Annotated in this window: 8 protein-coding genes, 4 tRNA genes and 1 pseudogene; 10 read left to right on the forward strand and 3 right to left on the reverse strand. The window is 59.3% G+C overall.

Annotation, left to right across the window (positions count from 1 at the left end):
• Positions 1-38: 38 nt before the first annotated feature.
• Positions 39-959, reverse strand: a complete 921-nt coding sequence (gene rdgC, locus HU811_RS21360; protein WP_047228694.1) for a recombination-associated protein RdgC — start codon at positions 957-959, stop codon at positions 39-41.
• 160 nt (positions 960-1119) lie between these two features.
• Between rdgC and HU811_RS21365 the strand changes: the two genes are divergently transcribed.
• The 4 genes from HU811_RS21365 (at position 1120) to HU811_RS21380 (ending at position 1637) form a co-directional block, all read left to right on the forward strand.
• Positions 1120-1195, forward strand: a tRNA-Val gene (locus tag HU811_RS21365).
• A 19-nt stretch (positions 1196-1214) separates the two neighbouring features.
• A tRNA-Asp gene (locus tag HU811_RS21370) sits at positions 1215-1291 on the forward strand.
• Positions 1292-1467: 176 nt separating this feature from the next.
• Positions 1468-1543, forward strand: a tRNA-Val gene (locus HU811_RS21375).
• 17 nt (positions 1544-1560) lie between these two features.
• Positions 1561-1637: transfer RNA gene (locus HU811_RS21380), tRNA-Asp, on the forward strand.
• Between the two features lie 91 nt (positions 1638-1728).
• Here HU811_RS21380 and HU811_RS21385 read toward each other — a convergent pair.
• Complete coding sequence (locus HU811_RS21385; RefSeq protein WP_186657968.1) at positions 1729-2865, reverse strand: catalase family protein; 1137 nt, start codon at positions 2863-2865, stop codon at positions 1729-1731.
• 31 nt (positions 2866-2896) lie between these two features.
• Positions 2897-4702: a di-heme-cytochrome C peroxidase gene (locus HU811_RS21390; protein WP_186657969.1), complete on the reverse strand. Its 1806-nt coding sequence runs from the start codon at positions 4700-4702 to the stop codon at positions 2897-2899.
• A 269-nt stretch (positions 4703-4971) separates the two neighbouring features.
• On the opposite strand from HU811_RS21390, the gene bamJ reads away from it, so the two are divergent.
• From bamJ to HU811_RS21420, 6 genes and pseudogenes are all read left to right on the forward strand, one after another.
• Positions 4972-5685 carry a BamJ family beta-barrel-assembly machinery protein gene (bamJ, locus tag HU811_RS21395; RefSeq protein WP_092402810.1) on the forward strand — a complete coding sequence of 238 codons (714 nt, stop codon included), beginning with the start codon at positions 4972-4974 and terminating at the stop codon, positions 5683-5685.
• 292 nt (positions 5686-5977) lie between these two features.
• Positions 5978-6433, forward strand: coding sequence for a YkvA family protein (locus HU811_RS21400; RefSeq protein ID WP_092402863.1), 456 nt, complete (start codon positions 5978-5980; stop codon positions 6431-6433).
• A 113-nt stretch (positions 6434-6546) separates the two neighbouring features.
• Positions 6547-6888 (forward strand): helix-turn-helix domain-containing protein, encoded by a 342-nt coding sequence (locus HU811_RS21405; RefSeq protein WP_092402868.1) that lies wholly within the window; start codon positions 6547-6549, stop codon positions 6886-6888.
• Complete coding sequence (locus HU811_RS21410; RefSeq protein WP_003179080.1) at positions 6885-7256, forward strand: hypothetical protein; 372 nt, start codon at positions 6885-6887, stop codon at positions 7254-7256. The genes HU811_RS21405 and HU811_RS21410 overlap by 4 nt, the downstream gene beginning before the upstream one ends.
• A complete protein-coding gene (locus HU811_RS21415) occupies positions 7257-7658 on the forward strand; it encodes an SEL1-like repeat protein (RefSeq protein ID WP_186657970.1) in 402 nt (133 codons plus the stop codon). It begins immediately after the preceding gene.
• A 220-nt stretch (positions 7659-7878) separates the two neighbouring features.
• Positions 7879-9087: pseudogene (locus HU811_RS21420) on the forward strand (type IV secretion protein Rhs); the annotation flags it as partial.

Here is a 9087-nt window from a genome sequence, read left to right on the forward strand (position 1 = left end):
TTCGCGAGCAAGCCCGCTCCCACAGTGGGGAAGGTTTGTTAGATCCCCTGAGGCATCTCTTCACCGCCCAGGGCCTCGACCAGCGCCGGCAGGAACTCGCCAAACGTCAACATCATCAGCGTGAAGCTGGCGTCCAGTTGGCCGAGGGCCTCGTCGCCGCCGTCCTGTTCCGCCTGGTCTTGCAACAAGTCTTCGAACTTCAGGCGCTTGACCACCATTTTGTCGTCGAGCACGAAAGACAACTTGTCCTGCCAGGCCAGCGACAGTTGAGTCACTACCTTGCCAGTGTTCAAGTGCAGCTGGATTTCGTCGCTGGTCAGGTCCTGGCGCTTGCAGCGCACGATGCCGCCATCTTCGTGGGTGTCGCGCAGCTCGCATTCATCCAGCACGAAGAAATCGTCGGCGGCTTTCTGAGTCTTGACCCAGTCGGTCATGATGGCGGTGGGGGCCGTCTTCACTGTCAGTGGCCGCACCGGCAGCGAGCCGAGGACTTCACGCAGGGTAGAGAGCAGGTCTTCGGCGCGTTTCGGGCTGGCGGAGTTGACCAGGATCAGACCCTGTTTCGGTGCGATGGCAGCGAAGGTGGACGAGCGACGAATGAACGCGCGAGGCAGAAACGCCTGGATGATTTCATCCTTGAGCTGGTCCCGTTCCTTTTTATAGACCTTGCGCATTTGCTCGGCTTCGATCTCTTCGACCTTTTCTTTCAGGGCATCGCGTACGACGCTGCCTGGCAGGATGCGTTCTTCCTTGCGCGCGGCGATCAGCAGGAAATCCTGGCTGATGTGCACCAGAGGCGCGTCTTCGCCTTTGCCGAACGGCGCGACGAAACCGTAAGTGGTCAACTCCTGGCTTGCACATGGACGCGCCAGTTTACTGGCCAGTGCAGTTTCCAACGCCTCGGCATCAAAAGGCAGATCTTGGGTCAGGCGATAGATAAGCAGGTTTTTGAACCACATGGGGTGAGTCTCTCCTTTATACAAAGGGGGGCATTATTCTCTTCGCGGGGCCATAGGCCAACCCTTCGCTAAGCCTTTGGAAGGCCTGAAAAAATTAAAGTAAAAAGTGCTTGCCAGCTTTGAGGACGCTCCGTAGAATGCGCGCCACACCGAAAGCGAAGGGTGATTAGCTCAGCTGGGAGAGCGTCTGCCTTACAAGCAGAATGTCGGCGGTTCGATCCCGTCATCACCCACCATTCGCTCCAAGTGTTACGCGCAGCGGTAGTTCAGTCGGTTAGAATACCGGCCTGTCACGCCGGGGGTCGCGGGTTCGAGTCCCGTCCGCTGCGCCATATTCGGTAATCTGGAACACTGAACGCCAGATCACCACAGAAAGCCCGCTAACGCGGGCTTTTTGCTGTTTGCAGTTCCTGCTGTGCGCGTTAATCACATTTTTTTTGCTGAATAGTTAATTAAATCAGCACGTTACGAAAATTTGTGAGAGAATGCGCCCCGCATCGAAAGTGAAGGGTGATTAGCTCAGCTGGGAGAGCGTCTGCCTTACAAGCAGAATGTCGGCGGTTCGATCCCGTCATCACCCACCAAGCTTTCAACGCTACGCGCAGCGGTAGTTCAGTCGGTTAGAATACCGGCCTGTCACGCCGGGGGTCGCGGGTTCGAGTCCCGTCCGCTGCGCCATCTTCGGCAACCTGGAACACTGAACGCCAGGTTGCCATTAAAAAGCCCGCTCATTGAGCGGGCTTTTTGCTGTCTGGTGTTTACCGGTTAGCTACTGTTCAGCATTACGACGATGACGGTAATCGCTGACCTCCTCGTACACGGCTTTGCGCAAACGGTTGATGCCGCCGATGGGGCGATGGGCCTCAATGCCGAACCAGGGGTTGAAGGACTGGTTGTCGCAGGCCAGGTTCAGCTTGGGCGTATCGAAATCCTGGGCCGGCACGGTGATGCGCGCCACCGTCTCGAACGGTGCGTCACTTTCTCGCCATTCAATACTGGTGTCTTCGATCGGCATGTATTTGCTCGGGTCCTGGCGCTGGATCTGCAGGACAAAACACGCCGGTATCCGGTCTGTGGATAACTGTTGCGTCAGTGCGCTTCGCAAGAAATTCGGCAGTGCCTGGTTTTGTGCAGGCAGGGTGTAGCTCGGGCAGCTATCCGGGTCGGGCGCTACGCGAAATTTCGCGTTGGCCTCGCCAAACTTATAGGGCGATACCGAAAAATACGTGGTCTGGGTGGGGCTGTCTGGGGCTGGTGAAAGTGTTTCCAGAGCGATGAACAGGTGACGGATTTGCCAGCTGCGCGGATCCAGGCTTGGGAAGAACGCCATCGCTTTTTTTCCATCGGCCTGGGCGGCCACATTCTGACGATATTCGGCGACATCGCTGACGAAGAAGTTCGGATGATTGAACATCACAAAATCCTGTTCACCTTGTGACTGGCGGTCCCTCAGCAGTTGGTTGCCCGGCACGTCCAGCAGCTTGATCGCCATTCCTCGCGCATCGCGCAGGCTGTCGAACTGCGGGTAGGCGTTGCCGTTGGACAAGCGCATCGTCGCTTGCCAGACCTTCCCTGGTTCGGCAAATACACCCTGACGCAACGGTGTTGGCAGATCGTCCGGCACCTGCACTTGCGCCATGACGCAACCGTGGGCCTTGGCATGGGCATCGCGCAGGTAGCGCGTGCCTTCGCGGTGCTGATCGACGATACGGATGGCGGTCTGGATGATGTCCTGGGTCATGGCCGCTTCGCCGGGTGGAATCTGCTCTTTATCCGAGACCGGTCCGCTGTGTTGCCAGGCGAACCAGGCCGTGGCCAGCGCCCAACCGAGTAGACCGATGCCCAGCAACCACAGGAGCGTCTTGCCCAAAAAGGCGCCGAGGCGCAGCCAGAGCGTAATCAGCATGGGTCAATCCTTTTGCCTGAGGGGTTCATCATCACAGTTGCGACTCCAGCGGCCCGCCCAGTACCTTGAGGTACTCCAGCAACGCCCAGCGTTCCTGTGGCTGCAGCAGCCGACCAATCACGCCATTGCCCCGCTCACCGGCGCGAAACTCATGGCCACTGTTGTGGTTGCCGGTGATCCGGGTGTCGAACAAAAAGCCATTGGTGAAGGCTTCGGTGCGATAGCCCAGGTGCCGTGGGTCGTATTCGAAGCTGCCTTTGTAGAAGGTGATTGCCCGCTCGTCCTGAGGAGACAGCAACTGATAGATCGTCGGCACCGAGCCGTTATGCAGGAAGGGCGGCGTGGCCCAGACGCCAGCCAGGGGCCGGGCTTTGTAGGCGCGCAGCTCGCGTACGCCGATGGGCAGGCCAAAACCATCCAGCGCCGGGCGCTCCAGCGGTGTGACGCCTGCGTCACGGTAAGCCCGTTCTTCCACGAACGCGGTCACGTAGGCCAGGCCTTTAGCGACTGAAACCTGGCTCAAATCCAGCGGCGTCGTCGGGGTCGGATGCAGTTGCACGTCCAGCTTTGCCAGTTCGGCCGGATCCCATTGCAGGCTGGTCAGGTCGAAGCGGTGGTCGGCAATGTTGTTGGCGGTGCCTGGGTCGGTGCCGATCACCTTCACCGGCAACATCTTCAGCTGCTGGACGGGCCTGTCAGGACCTTGAACCACTTTAGGCACGTGGCAGCCGGCACAGTTTTCGGCGAACAGCGCCCGGCCCTGTGCGGCCAACGGCCTATCGATAGGCCCAAGCAGCTCCTGAGGCCACTGCGGGGCCTTGAGCAACTGCAGAGTTTCTTCAATCTTGTGCAGATCGCGAACGCGTACGCTGGAGGGGTATCGCGCATCACCTTGCAATGGTTTGCCCTGGGCGTCGAAGAAATTCAAGGTGGCGCCGACTCCCAACGCTTCGCCGACGTTGCGGGCCATCGGCTGCTGGGCCGAACCGTTCCACTGCACCCAGTCGAATGTCCAAATGTCCCACAACTGTGGGTAATCCACAGGTGCGTTGGCGAGGCGGTAATTCTCGGCCGAGATAGCATCGCCGAAGCTGGCATTGGCAATACGCCCAAAGGCATCTGTACGGCCAGGCCCTTCTTCAGTGGGGTAGAGGCCGCGGTGAGTGTCGTTCCAGGCCACGCGCAAGAAGGTGTCCAGGGAGGCTTTGAATGATTGGCGCAGTTGTTCATGGCGGGCGTCGTAGTCCTGCCCCAGGACTTGGCGGGCAAAGCGTTCGAATTTCCAGGGGTTGTAGTAGGTCGAGGCCAGACTGGCGACCAAGGCCTGTCCGAAACTGCCACCGCGTAATGTGGGAACGCTGGAAGGCAGGACGTGCTGGGCCGAACCACCATCGATCCGTATCGCCTGGCCCTTGAAGTGCAACTCACCGGTATGACAGGCGGCGCAGGTGATATCCAGGAACTGGTCGGCGCTGCCCGGATTCTGGTGGCGGGTGAAACCTACGGGCAGATTGCCAGGATTGTCCGCCGAGGGTTTCTGCGCCGGGTCCACCAGAAAGCCGAATCGGGCCAGGTATTCAGGCGAAGCGAAGCGCTGTTGCGAGAACGGCAATTCGAGGGCGGTGAACCAGTCGTAGCGCAGGCCTTTGACTTGAGTACCCTGGGGCGTGAAATAGTACGTCTGGCGTTCGGCGGCGCTCCATTGATCCAGATAATGCACCTGTTCGACCGGGGTATAGGCCGGCAGGCGAGGGTTGGCCACGTAATAAAGCACCACGGCCACGGCGACGACGAGCAGCGCGAGGAGCAACAAGAGAAGGCGAGATAGCAGGCGCACGGTAACGTCCTTGTTTTTTTGATATGCCCTTATGCCTCAGTGCCGCGTGGCCGGCAAGTGGCCATTACCGGCGGCGTTACGGGGAGTGGCCATTTGTCCCTGTAGGTAATAGATGACAGATGCTTCATCCGCCCTGGATTAAAAAGCGTTTGTGGTCGTGAACTTATCAGTGCTTTGCTGCTCACATGCCGGTAGCCATTGGTCGTGGCCGCCTGATAAGCTCGCGGCTTTACTCGATTGCCCTTATGGCGCATGAACAAGGAAATAGCATGAAACAGCATCGGTTGGCGGCGGCGGTGGCCCTGGTTGGCCTGGTACTCGCGGGTTGCGACTCGCAGACCAGCGTAGAGCTGAAAACCCCGGCGCAGAAAGCTTCCTACGGTATTGGCCTGAACATGGGCAAAAGCCTGGCTCAGGAAGGTATGGATGACCTGGACTCCAAAGCAGTCGCCCAGGGCATCGAAGATGCCGTCGGCAAGAAAGAACAGAAGCTGAAAGACGAAGAACTGGTCGAAGCCTTTGCCGCACTGCAAAAACGTGCCGAAGAGCGCATGGCCAAAATGAGTGAAGAGTCGGCAGCCGCCGGCAAGAAATTCCTCGAGGAAAACGGCAAGAAGGAAGGTGTTACCACCACCGCTTCCGGCCTGCAGTACGAAGTGGTCAAGAAAGCCGACGGCCCTCAGCCTAAGCCGACTGATGTCGTGACTGTTCACTACACCGGTAAGTTGACCGACGGTAAGGTGTTCGACAGCTCTGTCGAGCGTGGCAGCCCGATTGATCTGCCGGTTAGCGGTGTGATCCCGGGTTGGGTCGAAGGCCTGCAACTGATGCATGTCGGCGAGAAGTACAAGCTGTACATCCCGAGCGACCTGGCCTACGGCGCCCAAAGCCCGAGCCCGGCCATCCCCGCCAACTCGGTTCTGGTATTTGACCTGGAACTGCTGGCGATCAAGGATCCGGCAAAAGAAGAAGCAGCCAAGTAACTGCGGCTGTTGTAACGACAACGCCTCGCTTTTGCGGGGCGTTGTCGCATCCGGGCTTTGGTAAACAGCAAAAAACCGAACGCTCGGCGCGGGTTATAGTCATAGGCAATACAGACGCTGTGCTAGACCCAGTCGGGCCGTCAAGTCAATGAAATATTGGGTTTTTTTATGTGAGTAAAAAACGCCCGATTTGACTGGGAGCCTTATTTAACGGGGGCTTCAGCGCGCAAATGCAGCTCTGTTCACAAGGTTATCCACAATTTGTGTGGATAACATTTCAGTGGGAGAAAACATGAAGGCTCCGTGGAATTTTGCACGTTTTCTGCCCTTGGCAGGACGACTGCTGGCCCGCGGTCGATTGCCGACGTTGTTGTTTGCCGTCGCCAGCAAAGGCGCGCGGGAAGGCGGTCGGTTAGGCAAGCTAAAGGAGGATCTGCGTTTGCTGCAGGCCCTGTGCCTGGCCTACTGGCGTGGCGAGTATCGGGCCGTCAGCGCCAAATCGCTGCTTTCTATCGTCGCCGGACTGATGTACTTCCTCAGCCCCCTGGACGCGATTCCGGATTTTCTGCCCATGTTCGGCATGTTTGACGATATCGCCGTGCTGGCTTGGATCATGAAAACCCTCGACGGTGAACTCGAAGCCTTCCGCGCCTGGCGCTATCGGCAATCCCCCGAAAAGCTCGCTCAAGTCGAGCGGCTTCCCGACACCCCGGAGCAGCTCCAGCTCCAAGGCCAGAAAAAGCACTGATCCGGTTCTGTTTGCCTTCTGAGATTGATCGCCCCGCGACCTTAGCCGCTATTAGGATTACACTTCCAAGGAAAAAGCTGACTCGCTAAGTGTTGTTGTCCTACGGGGTAGACATGGATATTCAAATAATCACACGCGACGGAGAGCCCGAATACGCGGTTTTACCGTGGGAGCAGTACCAGTCGCTATTGAAGGCAGCCGGCATCAATCAAGCACCGCCGCAGGACGCCACAGTCCGTGATGCGGCGGCACCCGGTCAGGTTCTTCCAGGTCTGGATCAACTCCGCAGTTTGCGCGAAGGGAAGGGCATCGCCATTGAGGCGTTGGCCCGCACAGTAGGTATAAGCCCGTCTTATCTGGCCATGATCGAAAGTGGCGAGCGTCAGCCCGATGCCGCGATTCGGCGCAGTCTGGCCTGGGAGTTGACGGTGCCGGGGTGGAGGGATCAATTGTGAGCGTTCGTATCAGTCGGCAGCATTGGGATGGGTTGTTGGGTGAGTTGGATCAGGCGCGCCGCCAGCGCCATTTGTTGACGTATCGGGCCTTGCTGGAGCGCTTGCAGCTTCCCAGTCCGGCCATGCAGACCTTGACTGCGGCCCTTGAACACTTGGCGGCGCTGGATGCCCGGGCTGAACAGCCGCTGCGAAGTTCGCTGGTCATCAGCCAGGGGGCCAGCCGGTTGCCGCGTACCGGCTTCTTCGAGTGCGTTGAACGTCTCGGGCGCTTTTCCGGGCCTTCCGATGGCGTGGCCGCCGCTTCCTGGCACGCCTCGGAAGTGGTCCGGGTATTCGAATACGAGTACCCCGAATCAGCGGAGGCCTGAATGCTCTGGCGTATCAAGGCGCGGGCCGGCTACTGGCTGGCGCGGCGGTTGTTTCATTGGTCCTGGTTCGTTCGCCAGCCCCGTGGCTGGTCTTGGCTCGAGGGGCAGTTCTCGCGCATGGCAAATCTGGGCGATGTCGGTGCGCAAAGTTTCTACGGGCATATTCTGACGTTCCGCGGCCAGGGCCTGGGTGCCCGGGAGGAAGGGGTTCGCCTGCTGCGACTGGCGGCACTGGCCGGTGACGGCAAAGCGGCCTACCAGGTGGGGGTGATCAGCCTCGCCGGAACTGCCAGCAAAGTACCGGATCCGGTTGAAGCCGCACGTTGGTGGACCTTGGCGGCGAAGGCCGGGCATCCGTTGGCCGAGATCAAGCTCAAAACGCTCGAGGACCATCAGCCGTAACGTTATCCACAGATCCTGTGAAGAACTGCCTTTCCTCCCTAGTCAGTTGATTGTTTTTCGTGCTGGGCGAATTTAACGAATCGCCCTACATCCATCGCCTCCTTCCCTGACTTATTTCCCTAGCCATCCCCGGCACAGTCTCGCGCTTCCTGAGTGCTGCGAGACGTCTGCCCATGTTCGACCGTTTTTTCCTGCCGGCCCTTGATCGAGCCATGCCCTGATGGATCAGGTGAGCCGTATCGAGCAGGAACTCGATAGTTTCAAAGACACCCTTTCGCTTTATCGCGAGCAACTCGAGCACTGGTACAGCCTGGCTGCGGACCGGGCCAGCCAGGCGGCAGACCTGCCCTCGCTGATGGGCATGGAGCGAGTGATTCGTTTCGCTGATAGCCCCACCGTCGTCAGCACGGGCGACGATGACTTCCTCTCCACTGTCGTCCAGTGCCCTCTGGGTGGGGTGATGACGATCGAGAGCAAGTTCGAGTCGGTGTATGACATTCCCCTGGGCGACATCGTGGTGGATGTGGTCGCAGTGGACAGCGGCGAGGTCACGCCCGTCACCCTGAATGCCCAGGGCCTGGGGACCTTCAAGGGCGAGGCGGGCAAGTCCTATCGAGTGCATGTCCAGGACAAGGTGTCGCCGAAACACATCGCGAAGCTGTTTTCTTCCTACGATGGGCTGAGCAACGATCTGACACAGTGGTTGCGCGGCGAGTGGCAGGGTTTCAAGCCGCAGTGGGCGCAGCAATCCTCGGCAACTTCGGCGGCCGCGGTGGGCAATGGCCTGCTCGCGGGCAGTTGGGCGGCGATTGAGGGCGTATGGGACAGCATCAGTCTGCTGTCGGACATCCTCAAGAACCCCGGCGAGTTTGTTGATCGATTGGGCGACAGCGCTAATCAGTTGAAAAAACTGGCGCTGGAAACGCCCGCGGTGATGGCCAGGCTGCAACTGCTGGCCAGTGACGAAGCGGCCCTGTGTCTGTTGGTGCGCACCGCCAGCCTCTGGCTGGAGATGCTGCCTCCCAGCGAGGTTGCCGGCGAAGCGGCCGAAGCGCTCTCGACCGTGGTGGTGCAGCTAGTGATCGACCTGCTGATCGGCGTTGTCCTGACCTTTGTCGGGGCGGGCACCGGTATCGCCTATCTGTCGATGCGCTTGGCCAACCACGGTGCACGCTTGCTGAGCGCCGTGCAGCGTTTCATCAGTGCGATCTCTGCGTTGCTCAACGGCTTCATGACTTATGTGGACCGTTACAAAACCGTGGCGGCACGCGGTATTGCGGCTGGAGTGAAAAAGGGCCGGATGCAACTGCGCTGGGACGCGCAGCGCAATACCACATTGAAAAAGGACGAACCCCACGACGACGTCCCGGCCCAATCGAAAAACCCCAACGGCGACAGTGCCGACACCGCAGCCCTGACCCAAACCAGC

Origin of the sequence: Pseudomonas tehranensis, assembly GCF_014268615.1 — a bacterium.
GTDB classification, from domain to species: Bacteria; Pseudomonadota; Gammaproteobacteria; order Pseudomonadales; family Pseudomonadaceae; genus Aquipseudomonas; species Aquipseudomonas tehranensis.

Excerpts from the sequence above, each read along its gene's own strand:
- rdgC (WP_047228694.1), bottom strand. The coding sequence starts at position 959 with ATGTGGTTCAAAAACCTGCTTATCTATCGCCTGACCCAAGATCTGCCT.
- HU811_RS21385 (WP_186657968.1), bottom strand. The coding sequence starts at position 2,865 with ATGCTGATTACGCTCTGGCTGCGCCTCGGCGCCTTTTTGGGCAAGACG.
- bamJ (WP_092402810.1), top strand. The coding sequence starts at position 4,972 with ATGAAACAGCATCGGTTGGCGGCGGCGGTGGCCCTGGTTGGCCTGGTA.
- HU811_RS21400 (WP_092402863.1), top strand. The coding sequence starts at position 5,978 with ATGAAGGCTCCGTGGAATTTTGCACGTTTTCTGCCCTTGGCAGGACGA.
- HU811_RS21405 (WP_092402868.1), top strand. The coding sequence starts at position 6,547 with ATGGATATTCAAATAATCACACGCGACGGAGAGCCCGAATACGCGGTT.
- HU811_RS21415 (WP_186657970.1), top strand. The coding sequence starts at position 7,257 with ATGCTCTGGCGTATCAAGGCGCGGGCCGGCTACTGGCTGGCGCGGCGG.